Genomic DNA, 26847 nt, shown 5'->3' on the forward strand with positions numbered 1-26847 from the left:
ACGACCGGTTCGGCGACCCTCGGCGCCAACAAGGCTCTCCTGGAGACCCAGGAATCCTTCATCGGCGTCCTGTCGGACTCGCTGACGGCCGGTGTGAGCGCCTTCGTCGATGCGGACATGAACGAAGCTTCGACCCGCCTGCAGGCTCTTCAGACCCAGCAGCAACTCGGCGTTCAGGCCCTGTCGATCGCGAACCAGAACAGCCAGATGATCCTGAAGCTCTTCCAGTAAGAGCCTCAGCCCAACATCTGATGGTCGGTAGGGCCCCGTCTTAACCAAGGCGGGGCCTTATTTTTTAAGTCGTTTGAGAGATTCTACGATGACAGCGCGTTTATATTTGAAACGCCGCGCCGTTGGCGTTGTGGTCCTGGCCGGCATCGTCATGCCTTCAGGCGCTGCTCCTGCGGGCGTCAAGTCGGACGGCGCTTGGGATTATACGGTTAAGAGCGATTACACCGGCGATCCGCAGATGGTTATGGCGCGGCTTCGAAACCAGGATGGGTCCGCCCTGTGGATTAGCTGCACACGTCGTGTCGGTTTAGATCTGGAAACCAGTACGGTTTCTTATGCGGCAACGGTCACGGCCAAGCGGTTTCTCGGCTCGAGTGAAGCGAAGGGACGAAGCACGGTTTATTGGTTCGATGAGAATCCGCCTGAGGTGTCGAACTGGATTTACCGTGACAGGTATGGCCAATTGCGCGATCCCGAGGCGATTAGAGGTTTCGTTCGGAAGCTTGTAGGGTCTGAAAAGCTTGTTATCGAGTTATCGAACTACCGGTACGAGGGTATGAAGTCCGAGTTCAAGCTCGAGAGAGATGAAACGAGAGCTGTGACGGAGCGTTTCTCGCAGGATTGTGGATCTCTCGCGTCGAAAAGAACCTGACGACTGAAGTCACAACACGTATAAAAGTCGAATCAAGCATTTGTCGAAAAAGGCCTGAGCCAATGCTGAGCACCGCGACCCGCTACCAAATTCTCACGTCGAACATGGCGCGTACGAGAACGACGATCGAGAATGACGCCACGGTGAAGCGGGAGACAGCCTATTACACCGCGAACATCAAGAACGTGAAAACGATCGATCAGTTCGTGAATGACTACAGGTTGTTCAACTATGCCATGAAAGCATATGGCCTGCAGGACATGGCCTATGGCAAGGCATTCATCAAAAAGCTGCTCGAAGAAGATGTGACCAACCCTAAGAGCATGGCGAACAAGATGTCGAACCCTCTCTACAAGGAGTTTGCAAAGGCCTTCGATTTTGCTGGGAAGGGGGTTGCCGCGACTTCGGCGCCAGGCGCCACAACCGAGGCAGTCAGCAAATATGTCCAGCAGGTACTAGAGGCCAAGGAAGGGGAGCAAAACGAAGGGGTGCGGATTGCGCTGTACTTCAAGCGTAAAGCTTCTTCGATCACCAGCCACATGGGCTTATTGAGCGATAAGGCCATTCTCGAGTTTGTTCAGACGACATTTAATATTCCAAAGGAGTCGTCAAAGGCCGACTTGGATGTGCAGGTCCGAAACCTCAAGAAACTCATCGACATTAAGGATCTGCAGGACCCGAAGAAGGTCGATAAGCTGATTCAGCGCTTTAGCGCGATGTATGACATGAACCACGTTTCTGCTGAGACCCTGAATCCTGTCTTGAACCTATTCACGGATCCAACGGAGTCGGGTTTTAGCGTTGATCTGATGATGAGTATATCGAAGCTGCCGCGGGGCGGTTTCTGAGCGGACCCGGATTACGCGGGTAGCTGCCGGCTACCTTTGTCGAGTTGCTGGTTGACCCAAGACTATAGATCAGGTCGATCAGCAGAAAGAGAGCAAGGCTGATCATCAGGGAGAAGGTCAAACTATAGGGCATCGAGCGCGATCCTGGATTGGCGCTGCCAGTCCTGTGGTGGTATCGTTCCGGCTTGCTCGGCAGGCTTGGAGCAGCGAAATGCCGGATTAAACGCCCGGCAAGTTCGGTCGAGGTGGGGTCAATATCCAGGGATGATGTCGACGATAATTCGTTGTGCTCCCGGAACGCCGCTGTCCTCGACGATGAAGTTTCCCTGGCACATTGTCGTCATGGCCCAGCGCCAGGATCTTCAAAAGCGCCAGCGTTTCCTGGGTTTGCTCGAACGAGGCAACGTCCTGCAAGACCGCTTTGGCTTCACCGTTCTGTGTAATGACCAGCGGCTCCCGGTGTTCGGCAAGGTTTGTCAGAACCTCGGCGGCATTGGCTTTGAGATAGCTGATCGGCTTGACTTGAGATGAGTAGCGCATGGTTGCACCATGGTGATCCAGTAGGACCAAATATAGTCTTTTTAAGGTCTCCTGACACGGTGACAGTGAACCGATCTCCCACGCCCTCTGTCGCAACACTATCTTTCCTATGGCCGGTTAAGACCTAAGGCGTAACATAAGGATGGCCATGCGGCGGCCGAGCACCGCCTGCAGGCGCCAGGGGCCTGGATCCCCCGGCGGCTACTGCGCGCATCCAGCCGGTCCTGCGCCGTTCCGACCGAGCAGTCCGTCGAGAAAGGCAGCCGCCGAGGGGCGACGCTGGAATGGGCAAACAGAGACTTGAGCTGAACCTTGACCTGACGCAATTCCACACCAGAACTCGCGCATCTGCGCGACGGCCACACGGGTCATGGCAGCCTCCTGGATCAGACCGGGAGATTATGTACCCAAAATCGGCAGCTGCAACTCTAGTAATAGCGTCGAAAGGGGAGCTTAAGCCCCATTTGAAGCCTCTCTCAGGCCGCGACGCCCGGATTACGAAGAATTAATCCGATGGACAGCTGCAAGGGTCATAAGGTGCCTATAGTATATTTTGGTGCTTGGTATCTGCAGACCGCCCGAACGAAGACCGAGCGGAGCCGTGACCGGCCATTACCGAGTCAGGTTGGGGGTTCTTCCCGCGCGAAGGAGATCGCGACGGCCGAGGAGCGACCATGGAGCAAAGGGTTAGGAGCCGCAGTTTCGAGCGGGAGATCGTTGTCAACCCTCCCTTGAGCGAGACGAAGGCGGGACGATCGTGGCGGCGATGGGTGCTCGGCCTTGCGGCCGTTCTCCTTCTCGGGTTTGGCACATATCGTTTCCTGACATTACCCCGTCAAGCGGGGCAGGAAGTGGAGCATGCAGCCCGAGCTGCACCGCAGCCGGTCGGCATTGCCGATGTCAGCCGTAGCGATATTCGCATCACTCTGAACGCACTCGGCACCATAACTCCGCTCGCGATAGTTACGGTCAAAACCCAAGTCAGTGGTCAGCTCGTTTCCGTCGGGTTCAAAGAAGGGCAGGACGTCCACAAGGGCGATTTTCTCGCTCAGATCGATCCCCGTCCGTTCGAGGCCGCAGAAGCGCAATACGAAGGCCAACTCGAGCGGGATCAGGCTCAGCTCAAGGGGGCTCAGGTCGATCTCGTCCGCTATCAGACTCTTGCCGACAGGGATGCAGGCACACGCCAGCAGGCCGAAGATCAGTTCTATCTAGTCCAGCAATATCAGGGCAGTGTGAAGGTCGACCAGGCACAGGTCGAAGCGCAGAGGATAAACCTTTCTAACTGCCACATCGTCTCGCCCATCGACGGCCGCGTCGGCTTGCGGCAGGTTGACCCCGGCAACTATGTGCAGACCGGCGACCAGAACGGAATCGTGGTCATCGCGCAGATGCAGCCGATCTCCGTCATCTTTTCGCTCGCGGAGACCGATCTAGGTCCGGTCCTGGCTCAGTTGCGGGCCGGAAAGCAGCTGCAAGTCACGGCTTTCGACCGTGGCGGCATTCAGCAGATCGCAACCGGAAGGCTGACTACCCTCGACAACCAGATCGACACGACGACGGGCACGGTGAAGCTGCGCGCTCAGTTCGACAACGCCGACGAAAAGCTTTTCCCGAACCAGTTCGTCAACGTCAATCTCCTGGTCGAAACGAGGCCCAACGTCGTCACCGCGCCAGCCGCCGCGATTCCAGCGTGGAGCGCCCGGCACCTTCGTCTATCTCGTCGGCACGGACAACACTGCCACGGTTCGTTCGGTCAAGCTTGGTCCGACGGACGGCGACAAGGTCGAAGTGGATGATGGTCTCTCTCCCGGCGATCGCGTCGTCATCGACGGCAGTGACCGCCTGCATGACGGAGCACCCGTTATCGCCGTAGCGAAGGACAACCCGGCGACGGCATCCGATGTAGGCCAGCAACAGCCTGCCACGAGCGACAGCAAGCCGAGCGGGGATCCCCAGCTTCGGCGCAGCGGCCACCGGCGATGAGCCCGTCACGGATCTTCATTCTCCGCCCGGTCGCCACTTCACTTCTGATGGTTGCGATCCTGCTTGCAGGTATTGCCGCCTACGGCTTCCTTCCGGTCGCTGCGTTGCCGACCGTGGACTATCCCACCATCCAGGTCCAGACGTTCTATCCCGGTGCCAGCCCGGATGTGATGACCTCATCCATTACGGCGCCGCTCGAACGCCAGTTCGGCCAGATGCCGGGTCTTAGCCAGATGACGTCGGTGAGTTCGGCCGGAGCATCGGCCATCACCTTGCAGTTCAGCCTCAATCTTGGCCTCGACGAAGCCGAGCAGGAAGTGCAGGCTGCGATCAACGCGACGGGTAATCTCTTGCCCGGCGATCTCCCGGCGCCCCCCATTTATGCGAAGGTCAATTCGGCCGATGCGCCACTGATCACGCTCGCGGTGACCTCCAAGACCCTGCCCCTGACCGAACTTGAAAACTTGAGTGAGACAAATCTCGCGCAGAAGATCTCGCAGCAGCCCGGTGTTGGGCTGGTGAGCATCGGCGGTGGCCAGCGACGGGCGGTTCGTATCCAGGTCGATCCGCGGGCATTGGCCGCCTTCGGCCTCAACATCGATGACCTGCGCACCACCATTGGTAACGTGAACGTCAACACGCCTAAAGGGAATTTCGATGGCCCGAGGCAGGATTTTGTAATTGACGCCAACGACCAGCTGCGCAGTGTGGGCGACTACCGCAATGTGGTGGTGGCCTATCGCAATGGCGCACCGGTCCGTCTGGCAGATGTTGCGAGCATCGTCAGCGGCCCGGAAAACACCAGGCTCGGAGCATGGGCGAATACGACACCTGCCATCATCCTAAACATCCAGCGCCAGCCAGGAGCGAATATCATTCAGGTAGCGGACAGGATCAAGGCACTTTTGCCGCAGCTTGAATCCACGCTCCCCTCTGCCGTCGATGTCGCGGTGGTGAGCGACCGCACTACGACGGTGCGCGCCTCGGTAATGGATATCGAGTTCGAGCTGATGCTGGCAATCACCCTCATTGTGCTCGTGATCTTCCTTTTCCTGCGCAACCTGCCCGCGACGATCATTCCGAGTCTGTCGGTGCCGTTGTCGCTCGTGGGCACCCTGGCCGCAATGTACCTGTTGGGCTTCAGCCTGGACAATCTTTCGCTGATGGCGCTCACCGTCTCGACCGGATTCGTCGTCGACGATGCGATCGTTATGATCGAGAACATCACGCGCTTCGTGGAGAAGGGCGAGGATCCGCTGTCGGCGGCACTCAAGGGTTCGCAGCAGATCGGCTTCAGGCCTGACGTGATTGGGGCCAAAACCGATGCCGACCTGGGCAGCGCCAGTGGCTATGCTTTCCAGCAGTGCGAGCCTGTCATCTCCAGCCACCTGGAGAATGAGGGTCGCTTCCGCACCCCGCAGATCCTCGCGGAGCATGGGATTAAGCGGGCCATCAATGTCCCTATCGTCACCATGGGTGAGCCCTACGGTGTTTTGGAGGTCGATAGCCCGGCCGTGAGCCGATTCACTGAAGCCGACGTCACCTTCGTCCAGGGCTTCGCCAACCTGCTCGGGGTCGCCCTGGAGCGCGGCTGGGATGAGGCTGCACTGCATGAGACTGAAGAGCGCTACCGAATGGCCTCCAGGGCCACGAACGACGTGATCTGGGACTGGGATTTTGCATCTGATCGCATATCCTGGAGCGAGGCCCTCGCCACGCTCTTCGGGTACGACGAGATCGAGACCGATCCTTCCTGGTGGAAGCAGCGCATTCATCCGGATGACCGCGAGCGCGTCGTTGCGAGCATTGAGGCGGTGATCGCATCCGATCGTGAGAACTGGAGCGCGGAGTACCGCTTCTTGCGAGCAGATGGATCGGAGGCCTATGTCTTCGACCGAGGGTTCGTCAGGCGCGACGCCCAGGGCCGGGCAAACCGGATGATCGGCTCCCTGCTCGACCAAACTGAGCGCCGGCGCGCCGAGGAGGCGCGTCACCGAAGCGAGGAGCGTCTCAGGGGTGCTTTCGCGATCAGCACGGTGGGCGTGATGTTCTGGAGCAGGGATTTCGCCCTGACCGAGGTGAATGATGCACTTCTGCACCTGACCGGCTTCAGCCGCGAGGAAGTTATCGGCAAGACTTGGCAGGAGCTTACGCCGGACGAGTTCCACCCGGTTTCCTGGCGGGCTGTCGAGGAGGTGAACGCCCGGGGCGAGGCCACTCCGTACGAGAAGCAATACTTCCGCAAAGACGGGTCCCGCTGGTGGGGCCTGTTCGCGCCGCGCAAAGTCGGTGATGAGGTGGTCGAGTTTGTGCTCGACATCACCGACCGCAAGGAAGCCGAGGCCGCGCTTCAGCATCTTAATCAGAAGTTGGAAAGTCGGGTGGAGGGCGCCATTGCCGAGCGGGAGCGGGCCGAAGCGGTTCTGCGCCAGTCGCAGAAACTTGAGGCGGTGGGGCAACTCACGGGTGGGGTGGCGCACGACTTCAACAACCTGCTCACCATCGTACGCTCGTCCATCGACTTTCTGCGCCGCCCTAATCTGCCCGAGGAGCGGCGGACCCGGTACATCGAGGCGATCTCGGACACGGTTGACCGCGCCTCCAAGCTCACGGGCCAGCTGCTGGCTTTCGCCCGGCGGCAGGCGCTCAAGCCCGAGGTATTCGACGTGCCCGAGCGCATCCGGGCGATCGCGGACATGCTGCGCACGATTATGGGCGCGCGCATCCAGATCGTGACCGACCTTGCCTGTGCGCAGTGCTTCGTTGAGGCGGACGTCACTCAATTCGAGACGGCTCTCGTGAACATGGCCGTGAACGCGCGCGATGCGATGAATGGCGAGGGGACGCTGAAGGTGCACGTAGGCGCCCTGCCCAACCTGCCGTCCATCCGGGGACACGCGGGCGGCCGCGGCCAGTATGTGGCCGTGTCGATCAGCGACAGCGGATGCGGCATCCCGGCCGACCGGCTCGGCCAAATCTTCGAGCCGTTCTTCACCACCAAGGAAGTGGGCAAGGGCACGGGCTTGGGCCTGAGTCAGGTCTACGGTTTCGCCAAGCAGTCTGGCGGCGATGTGGCCGTGCAGAGCGATGTTGGAGTGGGGACGACCTTTACGCTCTACCTGCCGCGGACTGGAGATGTTCCAATGGAGATCGTGGACGACCGTGCCTCAGTCTCTGATGAAGAGGGGCGTGGGTGCCGAGTGCTTGTAGTCGAGGACAACATTGAAGTCGGCCGTTTCTCGACGCAGCTGCTCCAGGATCTCGGCTACGAGACCACGTGGGTCGCCAATGCCAGCGAAGCTCTCAGGCTGTTGGAGGAGGATGCCCGCCGGTTCGACGTGGTGTTCTCCGACGTGGTCATGCCGGGGATGAGCGGTGTCGAACTGGCTCGGGGAATCCGCCAGCGCTACCCACGGCTGCCTGTGGTGCTGACTTCCGGCTATAGTCATGTGCTGGCTGAGGAGGGACGGCACGGCTTCGAGCTGCTGCACAAACCTTATGCGGTTGACGACGTCTCGCGGGTGCTGCGGCGAGTGACGCGCGGGCGCGATGACAGCCAGGCTCATGCGGCCCGATCCGGGAATGCGTCAGAACCGACCTGATGAGGTGGCTCGCGAAGGGACGGCAGGTCACAGGGGGATAAGCGGACATTCAATGCAAATCGGGAACCGTCCAGTTTGACCCACAGGAGACCTTAGAGGCCTATATTCGCGCCAACTTGATTGGGCTTCCGGAGATGGTTCTTGCACGGGGAAGCGCATTGCCGAATATAGGCCAATGACCCTGCCGGATTGGACGACCCTGCATATCTTTCTTGCTGCTATCGAGTGCGGGAGCGTTACACGCGCCTCTGAGAAATGTGGCATCGCCGTTTCGGCTGCCGCAAAACGCATCTAGGATCTGGAGACGGAACTTGGGGTCCAACTCCTGACCCGGGGTGCAAGGGGCGTAACGCCGACGGTGGCTGGGGAACTCCTCGCCCGGCATGCCCGCACGATATTCGATTTCGGTGCCCGCCTTGGGGAGGATCTGCGTGCAGTCGCCGAAGGTGGATTGGGAAGCGTTCGTCTTAATGCGACACTCTCGGTCCTGGCTGGCCATCCACTCGCGCAGGCGTTGGCGGATTTTCAATCGAGCACCCCGGGACCGGATGGTGTCCTGCCCATCTACAATCCCGATCTGCGCCTTGCCGGCGTTCGGTTGGCTGAGCCCTGGGCACAGCGGCAGGTGAGACTGGTCAGCCGCCCGGCCGCCATGCTGACGCCTTCGGCACGTCTACTGCTCGACTATCTTTCTGCCTCGCCGGGCCTTGAAGCCCAGCCTGAGCGTTCGCGAATGACGGACCCTGCGTCCGCGAAATAGCGCTTCTCCTCCTGCTCGCATGTCGGCAGTCTTTGCCAAATAACAAAAACAAGAACATGCCCGAGGAGACGCCATGGAGATCAACTCCAAGTCGGAGGCCGTCGTGGTGCGCGAGGTCGGACCGCGCGACGGCTTGCAGAACGCGTCGGCCACCATGCCGACAGAAGCCAAGCTTGCCTGGATCGCCGCGATGACAGCGGCAGGCATCCGCGAGATGGAGGTTGCCAGCTTCGTCCCTCCGGCCGCGATGCCGCAGATGGCAGATGCCGCCGAAGTGACCCGCGCTGTCCGTTCGGCTCACCCGAGCCTGCGCATCATTGTCCTGGTTCCCAATCTACGCGGCGTGCAAAATGCGGCTGCGGCCGGAGCACAGTCGATTATCGTGCCCGTATCGGCGAGCGAGGCTCACAGCCAGTCGAATGTGCGCCGGTCACGGGCCGATCAGGTCGCGGAGGTCGGGCGCATTGTCGAGTGGGCCCGGACCTTGGGAGACAAAGCGCCCAGGATTGAGGTCGGCATCTCGACCGCCTTCGGCTGCTCTCTTCAGGGGATCGTCCCTGAGAGCGAAGTCGTTTCATTAGCGGCCTCGCTGGCCGAAGCGGGCGTGGATGTGATCGCCCTTGCAGATACCTTGGGCTACGCAAGCCCGTCCCACATTCGCCGTCTTGTGCGGGCCGTGCGGGCCGAGATCGGTAATACGACGTTCGGCAACCTGCATCTTCATGACACTCTCGGCACTGCTCTGGCCAACGTACTCGCCGCTCTCGAGGAGGGCGTACGCGGTTTCGATGCGGCCCTAGGCGGCCTTGGCGGTTGTCCGTTCGCGCCTGGCTCCATCGGCAACGTGTCAACGGAGGACCTCGTCAATCTCCTGGAATCGGAAGGCTTTTCGACCGGGATCGACCTTGAGGCTCTGCTGGAAGCCCGCAAGGTCCTCCAGGCCGGGCTCCCAAGCGAAAAACTCCAGGGGCGGGTCGCGGCTGCCGGTATTCCCCGCACCTACCGCTTGTCGTCGGCCGCCGTCGCCTAGTGGGATTGGGCGTCTTTGACGCCACCCTGACAGTCTTGAGGATGTTTACATCTTGTCCGCAACCTTGACCCAATACGCCCACAAGCGCCGACGCCTCTCGCCGGGATCCGCGTGCTCGAATTCAGCCACATGATCATGGGGCCGAGCTGCGGGATGATCTTGGCCGATCTCGGCGCCGACGTCGTGAAGGTAGAACCAAGTCCCGCCGGCGATAATTCGCGACGTCTGACCGGCGCGGCTATCGGCTTCTTCCCGACCTTCAACTGCAACAAGCGCAGCATCCGCGCGGATATGAAGAGTCCTTCGGGAACGGCGCTCGTCCGTCGACTTGCTTCCAGCGCGGATGTCATTGTGGAGAACTTTCGCCCGGGAGCCATGGAGAAGCTCGGATTGGGATATGCCGCGCTGTCCGGGATCAATCCGCGCCTCGTCTATTGCTCGCTCATCGGCATGGGCGCCACGATCTTGAACGGAGCCCGAATTGGCGCAAACTGCCTTGTCGGCGCGAACGCCTGGTGATGGAACGGAAGGAATTTCCCGAAGGATCTCTCATCATTGACGCCCCGGCAAAAGTTGTCCGGCAACTGGCCCTCGAGACTTTGGAAGGTCTGCGGAGGTCAGCAAGCTACATGTTCTTCGTGGTGTTCTTCAACACCTTCGAGGGCACCCGTGTCGTCGACCGGGATCAGATCGCGGCATCGCGGCTGCTCGGGGCCAACTCATGGACGGTCACCCGTACTGTGGTGATCCCATCGACCTTGGCCTGGGTGTTCGCGTCCCTGACGCCAGCGGTGTCCTTTGCGCTGATCGGGTGATCGTGGGTGAGTTCATCGGCGCCGAGCGGGGCATCGGCAAGCTGATCGTCGAAGCCGAGGCCCGCGCCAACGCGTCCGAGATGATGGTCGGCATCCTGTTTGCCATCGGCGTGCGGCGGATCCAGGCCCACCTCCTGCGGTGGCAGCCCCAGTTCGATCAGGCAAGCGCATGACCAGAGTCGCCTTCCCGGACGTATGCTGTTCCTGTCGACCGATCCCGAGACGATCGATACTCAGATCGCAGGGGCCGATCTCTCGCAGGGGCAGGCCGGGCCGCTTCGCGACGATATCTCGACCGACGAGATCACCCCGTTGCCGTCGCTCGTCTATTTCGACGAGCGGTTAGCCAGTCATCCTTACACCGGCTTCAAGGCCGGTGATCGGCTGCCGATTGGAGTAGACGCCGTCAAGCAGGGTGGCTTCTTCGCCGTCACCGTCGGAGGCAAGCGCTACGGCAAGGGTTCATCACGTGAGCACAGCCCGGTGGCCGAGAAGGCAGCCGGCATTCGCCTCGTCATCGCCGAGAGCTTCGAGCGTATCTACCGCCAGAACGCGGACAATGTCGGCCTGCTGCGCTATGGTGAGGAGCGCTTGAGCGCCGTTTCAACCATGCAGGCTCTGTCGGATAGGCAGAGACCCCGTACTCTATTCGAGAAGATCCTGGCCCGCCATGTGGTAAAAACCGCCGATAGCCCTGGTGACCTGACGCCGGGAATAAGAGGCTTCGTCCGAGCCGACATCCGGTTCATCCACGACATCTACACCGGAATGTGCAGCTACATGCTGCATGGCACGTTCGGCAAGCCCGTCCGCCTCTATGAACCAGAGTCGATCATCGTCTTCGAGGATCACTACTCTTATGCGCACCTATGCGCACCGGAGCCGTGTGCACATTGAGCGTGGTCTGCTTCCCCGGGTTCATGAACTTTCCCGGGTGCACCGGGAGTTCGTGGCCGATTACGGCTTGCGGTCGCATGGCTACCTGCCGGGCGGAGAAGGGTCCGAAGGCATCTCCCATGCCTTGGTGGCGGAGCAATATGCCTTGCCTGGCCAATTGATCGTCGGCACGGATTCGCACACGCCACATAGCGGGGCGCTGGGTTGCCTGGCGTTCGGCGTCGGCACGACCGACATCGCGAACAGCATGATCACGGGTGCGGTGCGGATCACGGTACCGGAGGTCCTGCGCATTGAATTCTCGGGCACGTTACCTTGCGGCGTCACGGCGAAGGACATTGTCCTGCATCTGCTCGCTCTGCCGGGTCTCAAGGCGGGAACAGGCGTCGGCAAGGTTTTCGAGTTTGGCGGATTCGGCATCGCACAACTCAACACGGATGAGCGGGCCACGCTGACCAATATGACCGCTAAGCTGGGAGGCTTTACCGGGATCGTCGAACCCGATGCGGAGACTGTAAGATTCCTCAAGGAACGTCGCGGGATCGACGTCACGATCGAACCGTGGATGCGCAGCGACGAGGGAGCCACCTATGCGGAGGTGATCCGCACCGACCTGTCGGCCTTGTCGCCCATGGTGGCGGCTCCCGGGGATCTCGGCAATGGCCTCGATCTTTCGAACCTGCCACAGCGGGTTGCCATCGCCATCGCCTATGGTGGGTGTGGCGCCTGTGCCAATTGGGGACCCGGCACATCGACCAACACCGATCAGGTAACCGTGAGTGCCATTAACCGGAACTTCCCGGGGCGCTCGGGCCCTGGAAGGGTCTGGCTTGCCAGCCCTCCCACGGTCGCGGCCAGCGCCATCGCGGGCGAGCTGACTTCCTTTGAGGAGCTTCAGGCGCGCTTCGACACAGGGCTGGGCCGTTGAGCCGGTAGTTGGGAGTTTTCAGAGGGCATGTAATCTCCGGGAACTCACGACGACTCCATCCGTATCGCAGTAGACGAGCCGACCCGGCGCGAACTCCACCCCGCCGACTTGGAATGAAGCGCCGATCACGCCCGTGCCGCTGAACGAGCCTCGGGCTGGGACGACGCCGAGCGCCATCACGCCAAGATCAAGAGTTGCAAGCGCCTCGGTATCGCGAACGGCACCGAAAACGAGTACCCCGGCCCAGCCGTTCTCGATTGCCTTTGCCGAGAGCCTGTCGCCAAGTAGGGCCACCCGGGTCGAGCCTCCTCCATCAACGACGAGAACCCGCCCCTGTCCAGGCTGTTCGAGGCATTGTCTGACCAGCCCGACATCCTCGAATGTACTGACGGTTTGAATCTCGCCGCTGAAGGACCTACGGCCGCCAAAGATGCGGAACTGAGCCAGGCAGACCTCCAGTTCGTCTGCAAATTCATCGCAAAGATCAGCCGTTTTGAAATCACTCACTGTGTGCACCAATGGTTAGGGGATTCGGACAAGGAGGAGAGTTACGCAATCAAACCGGATCCGAATCGTCTTGTCCAACGAATGAGACTGTGCTCGTCCAGGAATGCTTATTGACAGCTTGCACGAAGGTCGCCTTCTGGCATCTGCCGGTCGTCTGTCGTGTGACAGCTTGGAGGCGAGTTCCGGTCGCCGGTGAGCGGCTCAGGGCCCAGGCGACCGTACACAACGGGCGAGAATAGCTACCATCGTTGCGGACGAGCTCGAGCGCGGCGAACAGCCGCGGCACGCGGTGATACAGCACCGAGCGATCATCCCGACAGGCGCGGTGTCCGAGGGCGCAGGCGAGCGAGCTCTTTCCCTCCCCGTCGACCCGGACCCCCGCAGACGCCCCCGGATTATCGGGCAGCCATGAGGCCGCTTGCCGGGAGATTGCATTCTGTGGCTCAAGCCCTCATGAGAGGGTCCACCGACACCCCAGCTACATCCAGGAGCGAGATAGATTGTACGCAGCCTTCATGCCGGACCGGGCTTTAATATGCCAGGGCGAACCAGCAAGGCATTTTTACCTCGACGCGGGCATTCCGAGCGAAAACAAACCCCCGCGCGAGACCAGCTCGGTTCCTCTCCTGATCCGCGTGGATGACAGGACCGGCGGCTCCGTCCGGCTCCCTCCAGTCTGAGGCGGGAGAGACATCATCATGAAACAACCGCCCCGTTCGCGGGGCGTGGATGGTGCACGGCGCGCGAATGGCGCCGTGGTGAGCCTTCCGCGCGCCCTGTCTAAGCTCGGGTTCTGCTCCCGCACGCAAGCCGAGGCCCTGATCACCGAGGGACGCGTGCGCGTCGACAGCCGGATCATCCGCAACACGATGGCCCGCGTCGACCCCGGACGCGCCCGCATCACCGTTGACGGCCAGCCGGTCGTGGCGGAGCGCAAGGTGTACCTGATGCTCAACAAGCCGCGCGGCCTCGTCACCACCCGCGACGATCCGCACGAGCGGGCGACGGTCTACGACTGCCTGGAGGGGGTTGATCTCCCGTTCGTCGCGCCCGTGGGGCGCCTCGACAAGGCGAGCGAGGGCCTGCTGCTCATGACCAATGACACGCGCTGGGCGCAGCGCGTGCTCGATCCCGCGTCGAATGTCGAGAAGGTCTACCACGTCCAGGTTGACCGCTTGCCGGATGAGGGCATGTTGGGACGGCTTGCGGCGGGAATGGAGATCGATGGCGAGCGCCTCGTGGCGAAATCAGCCCGCGTGCTCCGTTCCGGCACCCGCACTGCGTGGCTTGAAGTCATCCTCAGTGAAGGCAAGAACCGGCAGATCCGGCGCCTGCTCGGCGCCGTTGAGGCGGAGGTGCTCCGCCTCGTGCGCATTGAAGTCGGAGGATTACAGTTGGGCGATCTGCCAAGGGGCGCAGTGCGGCACCTGACGCCCGCCGAGAAGGCGATGCTGGATGTTCCGGTCTGCGCCTCTTCCAGGTTGCTCAAGCCTCCGCGGGAGGGGTCAGCCCGAGATCGCTGACCTTGGCTCGGACCTCGATGATTGGGCGGTTCTGTCGCAAGCGCGAAGTATGCGCTTTTTCGCGCCATTTCGCTGCCGCGCCATGCGCGTTAATCCATTGATTCTATAGGAATGGGCCGGCGCTGATCCACGAGTACTGGTAAGCAAAAAACGAATTCTGCGGCAAAACCCGTGGGCCTACGTCATCGCCTCCTGTCGAAACGCTCGAGTAGAGCTTCAGCGTCAATTTTCAAGCATTCTCATCCTGCACCGTTCGCTACGGCTCATCAAAGCGGGAGGGTGGGCAACGGAGGGTGGCGAACACAGCAATATCACACTAACAGGACAAGCCTAATCGCAACTCTGCTGCTCTCCCGAGTTTGGTGCAGGCCTGGTAGATCGGAGCGACTGCTCAATTTCATTCCAGCGCTGCAGGTGCCAGATTGGCACGCTCCATTCGAGTGGCGTAGGCGCGGGCCAGCACAGCGCATACGATGAGCTGAATCTGATGGTAAACCATCATCGGTAGCACGATCAGACCAATTGCTTGCCCTGCGAAGATAATGTTCGCCATTGGCAGTCCGCTTCCCATGCTCTTCTTCGATCCGCAGAACACTATGGCGATCTCATCCTCTCGCGAAAAACCCATGAAGCGGCTAATGAGACGGGTTGCTGTCAGCACGAGCGCCAGGAGAGAGACGACGAGAACCAGCATGACGATAAGGTCGTTGGCATCGATCTGGGTCCAGACGCCACCCACCACCGCGTTGGAAAAAGCGAGATAGGCGACGGCGACGATCGAGATCCGCTCCGCGAAGCCGACCAGTTTCGGATATGCCCGGATCGTATCTCCGATCCATCGTTGAAGGACTTGTCCGAGGGCGAATGGTGCGAGGAGTTGCAGCATGATGCTCTCGAACGCGTGGCTGTCGATGCCTCCCTGGCGGCCCAGAAGTAGCATTGCTAGAGCAGGCGTTGCCACGACCCCGAGCATGTTGGACGCAGATGCGGCGCAAACCGCAGCCGAAACATTCCCTCCGGCGATCGAGGTGAAGGAGATCGAAGATTGAATGGTCGACGGCAGGATACACAGGAAGACGAAGCCAATATAGAGGTCCGGAGATAGCCATCTCGGAACCAATTCTTGCAGGGGAAGTGCAAGAAGCGGAAATAATCCGAAGCTGCATGCGACAATGGTCAAGTGCAGGCGCCAGTTCGAGAAACCGTTCATCACGACCCGGGGCAGGAGGCGAGCGCCGTGCAGAAAGAAGATGAGCGCCACGCTGCCTTGCGTGAAATAGTTCAGCCCTTTGGCGGCCGCGCCTGACACTGGCACGAATGATGCAATGACCGCTGCCGCTACAAGCGCGGTGATCAGGACATCCGGCCGAAACCGGAGGAGATTTTTCATGTGACTGGAACCTGCTCGGTAATAGTGCCGTCTTCGTCGAGGATAGTGCTGAGACGGGTCCAGATGCTGGCCACGTGGGCCGTCAGAATCGGTCGGGCCCGGACGGCGTCTCTCGCTTCCAGAACATGAAGAAACTCTTCGTGTTCTCTAACGGCATTATCCCAATTTTCAGTCGCCTGATGCGCGACGAACCGAAGTCGATACATGCGGGCATTGAGGGTGGCGTGATGCTCGGCCAAGACCGGGTTGCGAGCCGCACGCACGACACCCAGGTGGATTGCTTGATTGTTCTGAAAATAGCCGATCCGGTCCTTGCGTGCTCTGAACGCCAGCATTTCGTAATGCAGCGCCCAGAGCTCCGCCACTTCCTCATCGGTAATGGCAGCGCATGCCAGTTCGGCAGCCAGCCCCTCAAGGGCGGCCAAGACCTGAACGATCTGGAACACTTCGCTGCGGCGAAGCAAGGCAACAGTCGCGCCACGGTGGGGACTGAGCTCGACAAGGCTCTCTCCGGCGAGCAGCTTTAAGGCTTCCCGCATGGGAGTCCGCGACACGCCGAGCCGATTGGCCAAGGTCCTCTCACGAATAGGATAGCCAGGAGCGAGTTCCCCTTTCAGGATCATCTCCCGAATGCGCTCCTTGACGTGCGCGACCTTTGCGCCGTCGCCGCTTTCGAGCGGGCTATCCTTATCTGTGATCGGAAGGAGTGACATTAGGCAATAATCGCGCTGGTGAATTTGCCGAGCAGTTCGTCGGTGCAGGGCTTATCGAGCCAACGGATAACAACCACAAGATCCCTGGGCCTGTCGATCCAGATGATGTTGGACCCGCCACCGAGGGCGAAGACGCTTGTTTCCGGGGCTTGTGAATACAGGCGCTTTTCCGTGTTCAACCACCACAGCAGGCCATAGGTCGGGTTGAGGCGTGAGGGGATCAGCATGGCCCTGACCCGTTCCTGCGAAAGCAACTGCTGGCCTTCCCAATAGCCTTCGTTCTTGATCAGCTCTCCGAGGCGCGCATGATCGCGGCTGTTGATGACGATCCCGCCGCCCCAGTGACCACCGCCGGGGACCGATTGCATCCGCTGGCCGCCCACATCAACCCAGCTGGTCTCATAGCCATTCCAAGCCCAGGTCGTGGAGCAACCAATGGGGTCCATGATGTGCTCCTTGAGCACCTCGGGCAGCGGACGCTCGAACAGACGTAGGAGGCTGAGGCCCAGCCGGTTCACGCGAACGTCGTTGTACTCGAAATGAGTGCCGGGAGCGGTGAGGGCACGTTCGGAACCCTTGGCGTTGCTCGTGCCGGACGAAACGGAAGGCCCAACCTGGCGGTGCCAGTCCACGGAGTCAGGCCGCTCGAACAGTTCGCCATGCCATTCGCTCGTCTGCTCGAGGAGATGACGCCAAGTGATCGCACTGTTGTGCGCATCGTCGAACCCGCCATCCTTCACGCGCTCTCCGACGCGTTCGTCGATGGAGCCGATCAGTCCCTTGTCAACAGCAAGGCCTGTGAGAATCGCCAGATAGCTCTTGGCGATGCTGAAGGTCATATCGGGGCGGCTCGTGTCGCCCCATTCAGCCACAAGCTTTCCGTGGCGAATTACGACTCCGCTGGCGCCGCCGCGCGCGACGACCGGCCCCATGGGGCGGTTATAAGGAGGCTTGTCGTCTACATGGGCGGAGCCGACGAAGATCCCATCAATGTACATGTCTCGGGGCCAGCGCGTTTCGTTGGCGGCCGCGAAGGAGACGGCATCGGCTAAACGATCTGGGTTAAATCCCGCCTCGGCCGGGCTGGATGAAAGCCACACGGGTTTCGTTGTCTTGTCGCTACCATCCATCAGCTGCCTCCAGATTGGTCTGCATGCCCCTTATTCGGGCGCGTGAGCAAATTGCACAGTTTGTGTCTTGCACGCCATAATTTGGTATGCCACTGTTGCCGTACGGTCAACATGAAAAGATCATTAGGCTCAGACGTGCAACTCTGTCCCTAAAAATACAAGAAAATTTACGGCCGGGGTGACCTGACGGGTTTAGGCGTGGTTACGCTAAGGCGGTCACTTAATGCAGAATGGTATGCCATATCGAGGGCGTTGGTAGAGAGGAGCCATAGAATGCAGACATCACGAATGTTCCGAGGTCTAAGTGCACTGGTGGGGACTGGCCTGCTTTCCGCATCCCTGTGGGCAGCGCCAGCCTCCGCGCAAAGTGTAAAGCCCTTGCGCTATGCGACGGGTACCGACGCACAAACGCTCGACCCGCAATTCGTCACCGATATCCCGACCGCCCGCGTCGTGACTCAGCTCCACGAAACGCTGGTTTACCCGAACCGTGCCGGTGAAATGGTCGGCGTGCTGGCAGAAAGCTGGGAAGTGAGCGACGATAGCCTTTCGTGGACGTTCCATCTGCGAAAGGGCGTCATGTTCCATGACGGCACTCCATTCAATGCCAACGCCGTCAAGTTCACCTTCGATCGCATTATGGCCAAGGAGACGGCAGCTCCGCGTGCCAGTTCCGCAGCGGCCATTGCCTCGGTGGAAGTGAAGGACGAGAATACCGTCGTCATCAAGACGAAATCACCTTATGCGCCTCTGCTCGCCCAGCTGTCCGCCTATAACCTGGCGATCATTAGCCCGACTTCTGGCGTGAAGCTGAACAACGAATACAGCCGGGCGCCGGCTGGCACGGGGCCGTTCAAGCTCGGTAAATGGACTCCCGGCGAGAAGCTCACTATCGTTCGCAATGCCGATTACTGGGGCAAGAAGGCCGCCTCCGCCGCCGTCGATTTCACGGTCGTGCCGGAGGATAGCGCACGCGTTCTGATGCTGATGTCGGGCGAGGCAGACGTGGTATCCAACGTTCCTCCCGTCATGGTGAACCGCCTGAAGAGCGCCCCAGGCGTCAAAATTGTGGAGGAGACCGGCTACCGTACGATCTACGTGGGACTGAATCTCGACGTGAAGCCCTTCGACAATCTGAAGGTGCGTCAGGCCGTTGCCCACGCCATAGACACAAAGGCGCTGCTGACCGGTGTCATGAACAATATCGGCACGGCCGGTGGCGGACTGGAATCCACTGTGATCCCGGGATCCGCAAAGATCGACCCCTATCCGTACAACCCGGAGCTCGCCAAGAAGCTTCTTGCGGAAGCCGGATATCCTAATGGGTTCAATGTCGACTTTTATGTGACCACAGGCCGCTACATCAACGACAAGCAGCTCGGTGAAGCCATTCAGGCACAGCTGGCCAAGGTCGGCATCAAGGTGAATCTCCAATCACCTGAGTTCGGCGCCTATTCCGCCATGCTGCGCCAGAAGAAGATTCCGATGTTCCTTCTGGGCAAAGGCAGCCCGACCGGCGACCCCGATTTCACGCTGACGATCAACGTTCACAGCGAAGGGACCGGAAACTACGGTAACTACCATAGTGCAAAGATTGACCAGCTGCTGAGCGAGCAGCGGAGCGCGGTTGACGTTGCCAAGCGCAACGAACTGCTGCGACAGATCTTGCAGCAATCCTACGACGATGTGCCGTGGATCACTCTCTTCTATGAGAACCAGATCTTCGGACAACGGGACAATGTCCGCGGTCTCGAGGTGTTGCCGAACGAGAACGTTCTCTTCGTAAATGCCAAAGTTGAATGATCAATCTGAGGAGGCCAGGCGCAGGCCTGAGCCTCCTCATCGATGAGTGAACCGATGATAACTTTTCTCGCCCGACGGCTCACGCAATTGCTTCCGGTTCTCGTCGGCGTCTCCCTGATCGTCTTCCTGATGATCCATCTCATTCCGGGCGATCCGGCCGTTTTGATTGCCGGTATTGACGCGACCGAGCAGGATGTCGCAGCCGTTCGCAAGTCTCTGGGGCTGGAGCGCCCGCTTGTGGCGCAATACGGTGAGTTTGTCGGGCGGGTTGCCGTTGGCGACTTCGGCAAAAGCTTCAGGACGGGCCGCCCCGTCAGCGAGGAAATCGGATTTCGATACTGGAATACGATGATCCTCGGACTTTCCGCTGTCGCCTTCGGCACGCTTCTCGGTGTCGCCACGGGCATCCTGACCGCCGTTTACAGGAACGGTTGGTTCGACAGCACAATCCTGGCTATTTCACTTCTTGGCATCTCGGTTCCGTCATTCTTCCTCGGAATCATCCTGATGCTTTTCTTCTCCGTCTACCTGGGCTGGCTGCCACTGACCGGGATGGAAAGTTGGAAAAATCTTATCCTCCCGACGCTCACACTCGGCATCCCGAATGCCGCTATCATCTCCCGCATCACGCGGTCGAGCCTCGTTGAGGTTCTCAACCAGGATTATGTGCGCACGGCACGGGCGAAGGGGGTAAAGGAATCTATTGTGGTCGGTCACCACGGCGTCCGCAACGCCCTGATCCCGGTTGTGACGGTGGTAGGGCTTCAGATGGGATATCTCCTGGGGGGCGCGGTCGTCACTGAGACAGTCTTTGCCTGGCCCGGCATCGGCCGCCTAATCGTGCAGTCGATCTCCGCGCGAGACTTCCCCGTGGTGCAGGCCTCGGTCCTGCTCCTCGCCCTGACATTCGTCATGATCAACCTTCTGACGGATGTGCTTTACCGAATTCTCGACCCGCGGATTAAGTTCAAATGAGTTCTGACACGAACCTCATGTCGGGGGCCCCCCAAGTCTTGCCGGCGTTCATCGAAGCCGCCCCGCATCCGGCACCGTCCCGAAAGCAGCAGATACTCAAGCAGATGCGAAAGTCGAAGTTCGCACTGCCGGGTGGCGCGATCGTGCTGCTTTTCATCGTTCTGGCGCTTTTGGCGCCCTGGATAGCTCCCCACGACCCCTATGCGAGCGACCTGACGGCTATGCTCCTGCCGCCTAGCGTAGAGCATCCGTTTGGAACGGACGAACTCGGGCGCGACATCTTATCGAGGGTTCTCGTGGGCGCTAGGCTGTCTTTGACGGAGGGGCTTTTCTCAGTCTGCTTGGCCATGGTGATCGGCGTTCCAGTCGGGATGATCTCCGGGTATGTCGGCGGACGGACGGACACCATCATCATGCGCGTTATCGACGTGCTGCTAGCGTTCCCCGGCGTTCTTCTGGCGATCGTCATCGTTTCGATTCTCGGCCCGAACCTCGTGAACGCCATGATCGCTGTTGCGATCTACACGGTGCCGATCTTCGCGCGGCTGGCTCGCGGGTCGACCCTCTCTGTCAAGGAGGAGCCCTATATCGAGGCCTGCCATTCCGCTGGCATGAGGCACAGCCGTATCCTGCTGCGGCATATCCTTCCCAACATCGCCAACACCTTATTGGTGATGGGGACTCTTCGCGTAGCTCTGGCGATCCTAACCGCATCCAGCCTGTCCTTCCTCGGCCTCGGCGCGCAAGCCCCGTCGCCGGAATGGGGCGCCATGTTGGCGGCGGGGCGGAACTACATGCTGATAGCCCCTCATGTCGTTATCTTTCCGGGCGGAGCGATCGTGCTGCTCGTGCTCGGAATCAATCTATTCCAAGACGGGCTGCGGCTGGCCCTCGATCCTAAAATGGCGGAGCGTTGATCATGACCGAAAACCTTCAAGCGAAAATCGACGCTTATATCGAAGACAATCGGGAACGTTTCCTGGAGGAGTTGTTCACCTTCCTCCGGCAGCCCAGTATCTCGACGCGCAACGAGGGCATGCACGAATGCGCAGACCTGCTCGCAGGCCTGATGCGGGGCGTCGGAATCGAGACGCGCATCATGGAGACCCCGCGTCATCCCATCGTCTATGGTGAGATCGACAAGGGGCCCGATGCTCCCACCGTGCTTGTCTATGGGCACTACGACGTCCAGCCACCTGAGCCCCTGGAGCTGTGGACCTCCCCGCCGTTCGAGCCCGAAATCCGCAACGGGAAAATCTACGGCCGGGGCACGTCGGATAACAAGGCTCAGATCTTCATCTACATCAAGACTATTGAGGCGCTGCGCGCCGTCACGGGCGATGTGCCGCTGTCCTTCAAGTTTATGTTCGAGGGCGAGGAGGAGATCGGCAGCCCGAGTCTTGCGCCCTTCATCGAGGTCAACAAGGATCTCTTGAAGGCCGATCTGACCTATTACTCGGACAGCCATGTCCATGAATCGGGCCGCCCGATCATTATACTCGGCCTCAAGGGCATGGTTTATGTGGAGCTGACCGCTCGCGGCGCACGGATCGACCAGCACTCCATGCGGGCTACCGGCGTTCCCAATCCCGCATGGCGCCTCGTCTGGGCCCTGAACACTCTGAAGGGACCGGATAACAAAGTCGCCATCGAAGGTTTCTATGACGATGTAAGGCCGCTCACCAATATGGAACGGGAGACGATTGCCAAGATCCCGGTCGACGAGCAGACCCTGCTGGATTTCTTCGGCATCGAGAAGTTCGTACCGGGCCGTGTCGAAGACGGCTATTATTACAACCTCATCTCCGAACCGACCTGCAACATCGCCGGCATAGTCAGCGGCTATACGGGTGAGGGGTCGAAGACCGTTCTTCCCTCCGTAGCCAAGGCCAAGGTCGACATACGCCTCGTGCCGGGTCAGCGCCCGGAGGACATCCTCGCCAAGCTGAAGCGCCATCTCGAGAACGCCGGCTTCGGCGATATTGAGGTGGAAGGTGGCAACTTCCTCATCCCGTCGCGGACGCCTATCGACCACCCCGCGCTGCCCGTGATCATCGAATCCCTGCAGGAAGCTTATGGGCTTGAGCCCATCGTATTCCCCGGCATCGGAGGCGCAGGTCCGAACTACGTCTTCACGGATATCCTGGAGCAGGCCTGTTTCGTGGTGCCGCACGCGACCCATGACCAAGCCAACCATGCGCCGGATGAAAGCATGGATCTTGCCGGTTTCTTCAACGGCATCCGTACCGGCGTGCGGGTATTCCCGCGTCTCGCCCAAAACTTGAAGGCTGAGTAGGTTCCGTCATGATCCGACCTTGCGATCTCGATGCCGTCGAAGCGCGACGCCTCATCGGCCAGAAGAAGCTCTCTCCCGTTGAGTTACTGGAATCCTGCATCCGGCAGATCGAAGCAGTCGATCCACATGTGAACGCCCTTGTGGTGAGAGCCTTCGAGCGCGCCGGGAAGGAAGCTCGGGAAGCGGAGGCTGCCGTCATGCGCGGCGATCCGCTGAAGCCTCTCCATGGGTTGCCGGTGGGTGTGAAGGACCTGAGCGACACCCAAGGGATCGTGTCGGCCTACGGGTCACTTCTGTTCCGGGATCATGTGCCCGCCAAGGACGAGCACGTGGTCGCCGCCGTACGGCGGGCGGGCGGCATCGTCATCGGCAAGACCAACAGTCCCGAATTCGGCGCGGGCGGCAACACCAACAACAAGCTTTACGGTCCCACGCGCAATCCGTTCGACCTGGAGAAGACCTGCGGCGGCTCCTCCGGGGGCTCGGGCGTTGTGCTCGCAACAAACATGATGCCGCTGGCCACCGGGTCGGATACGGGCGGAAGTCTGCGGCTGCCCGCGGCCTTTAATGGGGTCGTGGCCCATCGCCCGAGCCCCGGCATCGTTCCCTTCGACCGCCGCTCCCAAGCCTTCAGCACCTACCAGAGCCAGGGGCCCATGGCCCGCACCGTGGCCGATGCCGCATTGCTTCTCTCAGCCATGGCAGAGCGCAATCCCATCGACCCGATGGCTTATCCCTTGGATCCCGAGCAGTTCCTCAGCCTTCCGGAGGTGGATCTGGCGAGCGTTCGCGTTGCCGTCAGCGAGGATCTCGGGATCGCGCCCGTGGCTCGAGCCGTGCGGGCGGCCTTCATGGATCGGGTCGACCGCTTCTCGTCCCTATTCGGAACGGTGGAGCACCGCGACCCGGACTTCCAGAACGTGCTGGACGTGTTTTGGTATCTGCGCGGCGTCTACATGCTCGCCAAGCACGAGGCGGTGTTCGAAACCTACACGGACGACGTGAATCCGAATGTTCGCAGCAACGTCGCCGCAGCCTTGAAAATGGAGGCCCGCAAGATCGGATGGGCCGCCCGCGAGCAATATCGCCTCATGCAGGACTTCCACCGTTTCATGGCGGATTTTGATGTTCTGATCTGCCCGGCGGTGACAGTCACCCCGTTCCCCTTCGCGGAGCTCTACCCCAAGGAGATCGACGGCGCTCCCATGGAGAATTACGTGCATTGGGCCGCCTTGACGTCCTCCCTGACTGTTACCGGCAACCCGGTCGTCGCCATTCCCTGCGGCGTCGACGAGTACGGCACGCCATTCGGCATTCAGATCGTCGGCAAACTGCACAAGGACCGGGAGGTCCTGGCAATCGCCCATGCAATCGAGACCGCCTTCAAGGCGGACCCGGCCCTGTCAAGGCCCGTTCCTGAACTCGTTCTCTGAAGACTGAGATGATCCAAATGCATCAGCCCGGTCATTCCCCGATGACCCAAGTGGAAACGGCAACCCCGGTTCTATCGGTTCGCAATCTGACCACTTCCTTCAGGAGCGACGATGCGTGGAAGCCCGTGGTCCGGAATCTGAGCTTCGACGTGGCGCCCGGGAAAACCGTCGCCATCGTCGGCGAGTCGGGGTCCGGAAAGAGCGTGACGTCCCTATCGATCATGCGCCTTCTTCCGAAGCATTCCAGCCGTATCGAGGGCGAGATTACCCTCGGCGGGAAAAAGCTTCACACACTCTCAGATGACGAGATGCGGCGCGTCCGGGGCAAGGACGTTTCCATGATCTTCCAAGAGCCCATGACGAGCCTCAACCCGATCTTTCCGATCGGCAAGCAGATCGCGGAGGCGCTGACCGTTCACAACCAGATGTCCCGGTCGGAGGCCCGCAAGGAGGTCATCCGCCTTCTGGACAGGGTGCGCATTCCGAACGCGGCTTCCCGCTTCGGCGAATATCCGCACCAGTTCTCGGGGGGAATGCGGCAGCGGGTGATGATCGCCATGGCGTTGGCTTCGAAGCCGAAACTTCTCATCGCCGACGAGCCGACTACGGCGCTTGACGTCACCATCCAAGGCCAGATCCTCGACCTGATCAAGAACCTCCAGGATGAGGAGGGCATGTCCGTCCTCTTCATCACGCATGACATGGGCGTTGTCGCGGAAATCGCCGATGAGAGCATTGTCATGTTTCGCGGCGATGCAGTCGAGATGGGTCCGACGGCCGATATCTTCCTGCGTGGCAAGCACCCATATACCCGTGCGCTTCTTTCCGCGGTGCCCAAGCTCGGATCGATGACAGGCCGCGACCTGCCTCTGCGCTTCCCCATCGTCGATATCGTCACTGGGGACGTACAGCCACAGCGGGATGTCGCCAATACGGTCGCTCAAACGAAGACGCCGATTCTGTCGGTCAAGAACATGACCACCCGTTTCGATATCCATTCGGGAGTCTTCGCGCGCAAGACCGGTGCGGTGCACGCGGTGGAAAACATTTCTTTCGATCTGTTCGAAGGCGAAACGCTGTCCGTCGTCGGAGAGTCCGGCTGCGGCAAGTCGACGACCGGGCGCTCCGTGACACGACTCATCGAACCGACGAAGGGCGACATCGTCGTAGACGGCCACGAGGTCGCGAAGCTGGACCGCCCAACCCTTCGGACGATGCGCCGAAGTATCCAGATGGTGTTTCAGGACCCGTTCGCGAGCCTTAACCCTCGCATGAGCATCGGTACCGCTGTGATGGAACCTTATCTGGAGCACAAGCTGGGTTCGAAAAAGCAGGCGCAGGAGAAGGCTGCGGACCTGCTTGAGAAGGTTGGCCTTCAGGCGGACATGATGCGGCGCTATGCCCATGAATTTTCCGGTGGCCAGCGCCAGCGGATCGCCATCGCCCGTGCCCTGATGCTCGACCCGAAGGTCATCATCGCGGATGAGGCGGTTTCAGCCCTGGACGTCTCGATCAAGGCACAGGTCTGCAATCTGCTGCTCGATCTCCAGCAGAGCCTGAACCTTGCCTATCTGTTCATCTCTCACGACATGGCCGTGGTCGAGCGCATCAGTCATCGCGTCGCAGTCATGTATCTCGGCGAAATCGTGGAAATCGGGCCCCGTGCTTCCGTGTTCGAGAACCCGCAGCATCCATATACCAAAAAGCTCATGGCGGCTGTTCCTGTGCCGGATCCCGCCCGCCGCAGTTTGCGGCGCGAGATGGCAACCGATGAAATCAAGAGCCCTGTTCGCCCGATCACTTACGTACCCCCTATCCGGGAGTACAGGGAGGTCTCGGCAGGGCATCTCGTGTTGAATAGTTAATCCATAAGGGCGTCCTGCATCGGGCCTAAAGCATCAGGTGAGAGCGTCGTGCGCAAAACCGGCTCCACTTATGCGCACGATGCTCTAGAAGCGCTTAATGTGTCTACCAAGACGTTGTTGAACGGCTTGGCCGAGTAACTTCAAAACCTGATGACTACGCTCAGGCCGTTCGCAGAGCCGAAGAATGTGTTGTTCCCCAGCGTTGCGCGCGTTGATGTGCCTCTTTTTTGGCAGCAATGGCAGAGCAGTCGAGCGCGGCTTGGCTCCAGTCGAGTTGGTCGGCATCGGCCAGGCGCTTGAGCGGGATGCGATGCGGGCGCCACCACGGCTGCCTGCCGGGGATCGCTCTTCTGCTGGGGCAGCATTACTTGCCGGATGCGCACTCAGTTCATAGCGAGTTCGTGCAACGTCGCAAAACCTGCCACGAGTTGCTCATGCGGAGATACACCTGCGGCCGCCGCGGCTTCGACCGCGGCCGCTGCGCGTTGCAACCAGGCATCGGAATAGTCGATTACCGGCTCGCCCCTGCGTTCCACGACCTGTCGTTCGAGATCGATGACGGTCAGGAAAGCGGTGAGGCGGTTTTTGCCGTCGTCCAGCGCTTTGATGAAATAGGCTTCCGCGAGCTGGCTGCGCGCTTGCGTATAAGCGTTATCAAGCGCCTCCGGTGCCGGTACATTGCTCAGAATAGCTTCGAGAAAAGGTACTTCGGCAAAGGAGTCGAGCCATTCGGCTTGGCTCTTTGACCAGCCTTCGCGCTCCGCCCGGTTAACGATGTTGATGTGCATGAGATTGCGGAGCTCCTGCAGGCGCGGCCCGAGTTCGTCCATGGCGCGCTGCAGAGTGGTTTTTTGAGCGGGTGTCAGATCGCGGTCGTTCTGCGGGAACATCACATCGGTCCTTATTGTATGGTGAGGCAGCGC

General features: G+C 60.3%; 27 protein-coding genes and 1 pseudogene. 21 read left to right on the forward strand and 7 right to left on the reverse strand.

Annotated features, from left to right (window positions below; genetic code table 11):
- From AB4Y97_RS11605 to AB4Y97_RS11615, 3 genes are all read left to right on the forward strand, one after another.
- A partial coding sequence (locus AB4Y97_RS11605; RefSeq protein ID WP_441999206.1) for a flagellin occupies nucleotides 1–231 on the forward strand: 231 nt, incomplete at its 5' end.
- An 88-nt stretch (nucleotides 232–319) separates the two neighbouring features.
- The gene (locus AB4Y97_RS11610) at nucleotides 320–883 is read left to right on the forward strand and encodes a hypothetical protein (RefSeq protein WP_441999207.1); all 564 of its coding nucleotides are present in this window, start codon (nucleotides 320–322) and stop codon (nucleotides 881–883) included.
- A 62-nt stretch (nucleotides 884–945) separates the two neighbouring features.
- Complete coding sequence (locus AB4Y97_RS11615) at nucleotides 946–1731, forward strand: DUF1217 domain-containing protein (protein ID WP_441999208.1); 786 nt, start codon at nucleotides 946–948, stop codon at nucleotides 1729–1731.
- A 219-nt stretch (nucleotides 1732–1950) separates the two neighbouring features.
- Here AB4Y97_RS11615 and AB4Y97_RS11620 read toward each other — a convergent pair whose 3' ends face one another.
- Complete coding sequence (locus tag AB4Y97_RS11620) at nucleotides 1951–2271, reverse strand: type II toxin-antitoxin system Phd/YefM family antitoxin (RefSeq protein ID WP_441999209.1); 321 nt, start codon at nucleotides 2269–2271, stop codon at nucleotides 1951–1953.
- A gap of 674 nt (nucleotides 2272–2945) precedes the next feature.
- Here AB4Y97_RS11620 and AB4Y97_RS11625 point away from each other — a divergent pair.
- The 11 genes from AB4Y97_RS11625 to AB4Y97_RS11675 all read left to right on the forward strand — a co-directional run bounded on the left by AB4Y97_RS11625 (nucleotide 2946) and on the right by AB4Y97_RS11675 (nucleotide 12289).
- Nucleotides 2946–4070 (forward strand): efflux RND transporter periplasmic adaptor subunit, encoded by a 1125-nt coding sequence (locus AB4Y97_RS11625; RefSeq protein ID WP_441999210.1) that lies wholly within the window; start codon nucleotides 2946–2948, stop codon nucleotides 4068–4070.
- Nucleotides 4063–4257, forward strand: coding sequence for a hypothetical protein (locus AB4Y97_RS11630; protein ID WP_441999211.1), 195 nt, complete (start codon nucleotides 4063–4065; stop codon nucleotides 4255–4257). Before AB4Y97_RS11625 ends, AB4Y97_RS11630 begins: the two co-directional genes overlap by 8 nt.
- Nucleotides 4254–7859 carry an efflux RND transporter permease subunit gene (locus AB4Y97_RS11635; protein ID WP_441999212.1) on the forward strand — a complete coding sequence of 1202 codons (3606 nt, stop codon included), beginning with the start codon at nucleotides 4254–4256 and terminating at the stop codon, nucleotides 7857–7859. Before AB4Y97_RS11630 ends, AB4Y97_RS11635 begins: the two co-directional genes overlap by 4 nt.
- Nucleotides 7860–8034: 175 nt before the next feature.
- Entirely contained in the window at nucleotides 8035–8154 is a 120-nt protein-coding gene (locus tag AB4Y97_RS11640; protein ID WP_441999213.1) for a LysR family transcriptional regulator, read from the forward strand.
- Nucleotides 8155–8217: 63 nt separating this feature from the next.
- Nucleotides 8218–8619 (forward strand): hypothetical protein, encoded by a 402-nt coding sequence (locus AB4Y97_RS11645; protein ID WP_441999214.1) that lies wholly within the window; start codon nucleotides 8218–8220, stop codon nucleotides 8617–8619.
- A gap of 73 nt (nucleotides 8620–8692) precedes the next feature.
- The gene (locus tag AB4Y97_RS11650) at nucleotides 8693–9649 is read left to right on the forward strand and encodes a hydroxymethylglutaryl-CoA lyase (protein WP_441999215.1); all 957 of its coding nucleotides are present in this window, start codon (nucleotides 8693–8695) and stop codon (nucleotides 9647–9649) included.
- Between the two features lie 105 nt (nucleotides 9650–9754).
- Nucleotides 9755–10168, forward strand: coding sequence for a CoA transferase (locus tag AB4Y97_RS11655; RefSeq protein WP_441999334.1), 414 nt, complete (start codon nucleotides 9755–9757; stop codon nucleotides 10166–10168).
- The gene (locus tag AB4Y97_RS11660; protein ID WP_441999335.1) at nucleotides 10168–10464 is read left to right on the forward strand and encodes an ABC transporter permease subunit; all 297 of its coding nucleotides are present in this window, start codon (nucleotides 10168–10170) and stop codon (nucleotides 10462–10464) included. Before AB4Y97_RS11655 ends, AB4Y97_RS11660 begins: the two co-directional genes overlap by 1 nt.
- A 2-nt stretch (nucleotides 10465–10466) precedes the next feature.
- Nucleotides 10467–10637 carry a hypothetical protein gene (locus AB4Y97_RS11665; RefSeq protein WP_441999216.1) on the forward strand — a complete coding sequence of 57 codons (171 nt, stop codon included), beginning with the start codon at nucleotides 10467–10469 and terminating at the stop codon, nucleotides 10635–10637.
- 22 nt (nucleotides 10638–10659) lie between these two features.
- Nucleotides 10660–11361, forward strand: coding sequence for a hypothetical protein (locus tag AB4Y97_RS11670; RefSeq protein WP_441999217.1), 702 nt, complete (start codon nucleotides 10660–10662; stop codon nucleotides 11359–11361).
- Nucleotides 11324–12289 (forward strand): aconitase family protein, encoded by a 966-nt coding sequence (locus AB4Y97_RS11675; protein WP_441999218.1) that lies wholly within the window; start codon nucleotides 11324–11326, stop codon nucleotides 12287–12289. The genes AB4Y97_RS11670 and AB4Y97_RS11675 overlap by 38 nt, the downstream gene beginning before the upstream one ends.
- Nucleotides 12290–12307: 18 nt before the next feature.
- Here the strand turns inward: AB4Y97_RS11675 and rraA are convergent, their stop codons facing one another.
- Together rraA and AB4Y97_RS11685 are read right to left on the reverse strand one after the other, a co-directional pair.
- The gene (gene rraA, locus AB4Y97_RS11680) at nucleotides 12308–12796 is read right to left on the reverse strand and encodes a ribonuclease E activity regulator RraA (RefSeq protein ID WP_441999219.1); all 489 of its coding nucleotides are present in this window, start codon (nucleotides 12794–12796) and stop codon (nucleotides 12308–12310) included.
- 229 nt (nucleotides 12797–13025) lie between these two features.
- Nucleotides 13026–13160 (reverse strand): annotated as a pseudogene (locus AB4Y97_RS11685) (ATP-binding protein); the annotation flags it as partial.
- 334 nt (nucleotides 13161–13494) lie between these two features.
- On the opposite strand from AB4Y97_RS11685, the gene AB4Y97_RS11690 reads away from it, so the two are divergent.
- Nucleotides 13495–14319 carry a pseudouridine synthase gene (locus AB4Y97_RS11690; RefSeq protein ID WP_441999220.1) on the forward strand — a complete coding sequence of 275 codons (825 nt, stop codon included), beginning with the start codon at nucleotides 13495–13497 and terminating at the stop codon, nucleotides 14317–14319.
- 397 nt (nucleotides 14320–14716) lie between these two features.
- Here AB4Y97_RS11690 and AB4Y97_RS11695 read toward each other — a convergent pair whose 3' ends face one another.
- Genes AB4Y97_RS11695 through AB4Y97_RS11705 form a run of 3 tightly spaced genes read right to left on the reverse strand, consistent with a single transcriptional unit; the run spans nucleotide 14717 to nucleotide 17420 of the window.
- A complete protein-coding gene (locus AB4Y97_RS11695; protein WP_441999221.1) occupies nucleotides 14717–15709 on the reverse strand; it encodes a bile acid:sodium symporter family protein in 993 nt (330 codons plus the stop codon).
- Entirely contained in the window at nucleotides 15706–16422 is a 717-nt protein-coding gene (locus AB4Y97_RS11700; RefSeq protein WP_441999222.1) for a GntR family transcriptional regulator, read from the reverse strand. The genes AB4Y97_RS11695 and AB4Y97_RS11700 overlap by 4 nt, the downstream gene beginning before the upstream one ends.
- Nucleotides 16422–17420: a serine hydrolase domain-containing protein gene (locus tag AB4Y97_RS11705; protein WP_441999223.1), complete on the reverse strand. Its 999-nt coding sequence runs from the start codon at nucleotides 17418–17420 to the stop codon at nucleotides 16422–16424. The genes AB4Y97_RS11700 and AB4Y97_RS11705 overlap by 1 nt, the downstream gene beginning before the upstream one ends.
- A 405-nt stretch (nucleotides 17421–17825) precedes the next feature.
- On the opposite strand from AB4Y97_RS11705, the gene AB4Y97_RS11710 reads away from it, so the two are divergent.
- From AB4Y97_RS11710 to AB4Y97_RS11735, 6 genes are read left to right on the forward strand one after another with little or no spacing between them, the layout of a single operon-like run.
- Nucleotides 17826–19355: an ABC transporter substrate-binding protein gene (locus AB4Y97_RS11710; protein WP_441999224.1), complete on the forward strand. Its 1530-nt coding sequence runs from the start codon at nucleotides 17826–17828 to the stop codon at nucleotides 19353–19355.
- Nucleotides 19356–19409: 54 nt separating this feature from the next.
- A complete protein-coding gene (locus AB4Y97_RS11715) occupies nucleotides 19410–20330 on the forward strand; it encodes an ABC transporter permease (protein ID WP_441999225.1) in 921 nt (306 codons plus the stop codon).
- Nucleotides 20327–21247, forward strand: a complete 921-nt coding sequence (locus tag AB4Y97_RS11720) for an ABC transporter permease (protein ID WP_441999226.1) — start codon at nucleotides 20327–20329, stop codon at nucleotides 21245–21247. The genes AB4Y97_RS11715 and AB4Y97_RS11720 overlap by 4 nt, the downstream gene beginning before the upstream one ends.
- Before the next feature lie 2 nt (nucleotides 21248–21249).
- The gene (locus AB4Y97_RS11725) at nucleotides 21250–22626 is read left to right on the forward strand and encodes a M20/M25/M40 family metallo-hydrolase (RefSeq protein WP_441999227.1); all 1377 of its coding nucleotides are present in this window, start codon (nucleotides 21250–21252) and stop codon (nucleotides 22624–22626) included.
- A gap of 8 nt (nucleotides 22627–22634) precedes the next feature.
- Nucleotides 22635–24059 (forward strand): amidase, encoded by a 1425-nt coding sequence (locus tag AB4Y97_RS11730; RefSeq protein ID WP_441999228.1) that lies wholly within the window; start codon nucleotides 22635–22637, stop codon nucleotides 24057–24059.
- Between the two features lie 17 nt (nucleotides 24060–24076).
- Nucleotides 24077–25924: an ABC transporter ATP-binding protein gene (locus AB4Y97_RS11735; protein WP_441999336.1), complete on the forward strand. Its 1848-nt coding sequence runs from the start codon at nucleotides 24077–24079 to the stop codon at nucleotides 25922–25924.
- A 383-nt stretch (nucleotides 25925–26307) separates the two neighbouring features.
- Here AB4Y97_RS11735 and AB4Y97_RS11740 read toward each other — a convergent pair whose 3' ends face one another.
- Nucleotides 26308–26814 carry a hypothetical protein gene (locus AB4Y97_RS11740; RefSeq protein WP_441999229.1) on the reverse strand — a complete coding sequence of 169 codons (507 nt, stop codon included), beginning with the start codon at nucleotides 26812–26814 and terminating at the stop codon, nucleotides 26308–26310.
- Between the last annotated feature and the right edge of the window lie 33 nt (nucleotides 26815–26847).

Origin of the sequence: Microvirga sp. 2TAF3 (assembly GCF_052114965.1) — a bacterium.
Taxonomy (GTDB): domain Bacteria; phylum Pseudomonadota; class Alphaproteobacteria; order Rhizobiales; family Beijerinckiaceae; genus Microvirga.

What these genes read in the sequence shown, in the direction of transcription:
- AB4Y97_RS11610 (WP_441999207.1), top strand. Translation starts at nt 320, where the DNA reads ATGACAGCGCGTTTATATTTGAAACGCCGCGCCGTTGGCGTTGTGGTC.
- AB4Y97_RS11615 (WP_441999208.1), top strand. Translation starts at nt 946, where the DNA reads ATGCTGAGCACCGCGACCCGCTACCAAATTCTCACGTCGAACATGGCG.
- AB4Y97_RS11620 (WP_441999209.1), bottom strand. Translation starts at nt 2,271, where the DNA reads ATGCGCTACTCATCTCAAGTCAAGCCGATCAGCTATCTCAAAGCCAAT.
- AB4Y97_RS11625 (WP_441999210.1), top strand. Translation starts at nt 2,946, where the DNA reads ATGGAGCAAAGGGTTAGGAGCCGCAGTTTCGAGCGGGAGATCGTTGTC.
- AB4Y97_RS11635 (WP_441999212.1), top strand. Translation starts at nt 4,254, where the DNA reads ATGAGCCCGTCACGGATCTTCATTCTCCGCCCGGTCGCCACTTCACTT.
- AB4Y97_RS11640 (WP_441999213.1), top strand. Translation starts at nt 8,035, where the DNA reads ATGACCCTGCCGGATTGGACGACCCTGCATATCTTTCTTGCTGCTATC.
- AB4Y97_RS11650 (WP_441999215.1), top strand. Translation starts at nt 8,693, where the DNA reads ATGGAGATCAACTCCAAGTCGGAGGCCGTCGTGGTGCGCGAGGTCGGA.
- AB4Y97_RS11660 (WP_441999335.1), top strand. Translation starts at nt 10,168, where the DNA reads ATGGAACGGAAGGAATTTCCCGAAGGATCTCTCATCATTGACGCCCCG.
- AB4Y97_RS11670 (WP_441999217.1), top strand. Translation starts at nt 10,660, where the DNA reads ATGCTGTTCCTGTCGACCGATCCCGAGACGATCGATACTCAGATCGCA.
- AB4Y97_RS11675 (WP_441999218.1), top strand. Translation starts at nt 11,324, where the DNA reads ATGCGCACCTATGCGCACCGGAGCCGTGTGCACATTGAGCGTGGTCTG.
- AB4Y97_RS11690 (WP_441999220.1), top strand. Translation starts at nt 13,495, where the DNA reads ATGAAACAACCGCCCCGTTCGCGGGGCGTGGATGGTGCACGGCGCGCG.
- AB4Y97_RS11695 (WP_441999221.1), bottom strand. Translation starts at nt 15,709, where the DNA reads ATGAAAAATCTCCTCCGGTTTCGGCCGGATGTCCTGATCACCGCGCTT.
- AB4Y97_RS11700 (WP_441999222.1), bottom strand. Translation starts at nt 16,422, where the DNA reads ATGTCACTCCTTCCGATCACAGATAAGGATAGCCCGCTCGAAAGCGGC.
- AB4Y97_RS11705 (WP_441999223.1), bottom strand. Translation starts at nt 17,420, where the DNA reads ATGTACATTGATGGGATCTTCGTCGGCTCCGCCCATGTAGACGACAAG.
- AB4Y97_RS11710 (WP_441999224.1), top strand. Translation starts at nt 17,826, where the DNA reads ATGCAGACATCACGAATGTTCCGAGGTCTAAGTGCACTGGTGGGGACT.
- AB4Y97_RS11715 (WP_441999225.1), top strand. Translation starts at nt 19,410, where the DNA reads ATGATAACTTTTCTCGCCCGACGGCTCACGCAATTGCTTCCGGTTCTC.
- AB4Y97_RS11720 (WP_441999226.1), top strand. Translation starts at nt 20,327, where the DNA reads ATGAGTTCTGACACGAACCTCATGTCGGGGGCCCCCCAAGTCTTGCCG.
- AB4Y97_RS11725 (WP_441999227.1), top strand. Translation starts at nt 21,250, where the DNA reads ATGACCGAAAACCTTCAAGCGAAAATCGACGCTTATATCGAAGACAAT.
- AB4Y97_RS11730 (WP_441999228.1), top strand. Translation starts at nt 22,635, where the DNA reads ATGATCCGACCTTGCGATCTCGATGCCGTCGAAGCGCGACGCCTCATC.
- AB4Y97_RS11735 (WP_441999336.1), top strand. Translation starts at nt 24,077, where the DNA reads ATGCATCAGCCCGGTCATTCCCCGATGACCCAAGTGGAAACGGCAACC.
- AB4Y97_RS11740 (WP_441999229.1), bottom strand. Translation starts at nt 26,814, where the DNA reads ATGTTCCCGCAGAACGACCGCGATCTGACACCCGCTCAAAAAACCACT.